The sequence below is a fragment of the Paenisporosarcina sp. P4_D4 genome, from assembly GCF_056401835.1.
Genome location: NZ_JBFUIO010000313.1, coordinates 1 through 1,162, shown reverse-complemented (window position 1 = coordinate 1,162; position 1,162 = coordinate 1). Strand labels below are relative to the sequence as shown.

General features: G+C 33.8%; 2 riboswitches.

From position 1 onward, the window contains the following. The first annotated feature begins 688 nt into the window (after positions 1-688). Positions 689-795, top strand: a riboswitch (SAM riboswitch). Between the two features lie 212 nt (positions 796-1,007). Further along, positions 1,008-1,114, top strand: a riboswitch (SAM riboswitch). The last annotated feature ends 48 nt before the right edge of the window (positions 1,115-1,162 follow it).

Below are 1,162 nucleotides of genomic sequence, written 5' to 3'. Positions count from 1 at the left end.
TAATAACGTACGCAAATCGTCCAATAACACAACCTACACGAGAGAATGTGTTAGAAGATGCCGTAATTGATCTATTACAGCCACAATTAAGCAAGGCGATTGAAGACCATTATGGAACTACTTTTGCAATAGACCTGCATAGTAGCACATTTCCTCTTCAACTAACGGGTGCTTGAGTTGAAAAAGAAAAAAGAAAAAAGCTAACGTCTGAGAAAAGACGTGAGCTATCAGTATTTACAGGTATACTCCGCATGTACCGTTTTAACGCAAATAACCAACCATTCTTGTAACGCCCAAAATCCTTGATATATATAGGTTTTAGGCGTTTTTTGTTTAGGTGTTAAGGTTAAAGAAAGAAGGATTAACACATTTTTTGTGAACTTATAGAACTAACGAGAAGAAAAGCTTTTGATGTACATCAATCAAACGCTGCATAAGCAGCAATCATGCTCATTATAGTTCCGTCGATTCCTCGACGATCAAATACTTTTGGGGCTGCTTTTTAATCTGTTCTTTACGTCCGTAGTGTACTTTGTGAAAAGATAAAAACGGTAAAAAACGCATTTCAGGAAATTGTTTACTTTATTGAATGTTTGTATTATTATAATAAATAAGTTAAATTCGTTGATTTTAAAACGAGCAAAACTGATACCATTTAAACCATTAATAAAACTAAATAGTTAATTTCAACTTATCAAGAGAGGTGGAGGGAAAGGCCCTTTGAAACCTCGGCAACAGACTCATTATTGAGCACTGTGCCAATTCCTTCAAGCGATTATGCTTGGAAGATAAGTTGAGATCTTGTCTACTAATGATGAGTCTCTTCTTGTTCCCAAGAAGAGACTTTTTTGTTTTTTAAATTATAAAAATGAGAAAAACAAATTTTAGAAAATTATTTACTTTCTTGAATTTATGTATTAATATAACAACTAAGTTAAATTCGTTGATTTCAAAACGAGCAAAACTGATACCATTTAAACCATTAATAAAACTAAATAGTTAATTTCTACTTATCAAGAGAGGTGGAGGGAAAGGCCCTTTGAAACCTCGGCAACAGACTCATTATTGAGCACTGTGCCAATTCCTTCAAGCGATTATGCTTGGAAGATAAGTTGAGATCTTGTCTACTAATGATGAGTCTCTTCTTGTTCCCAAGAAGAGA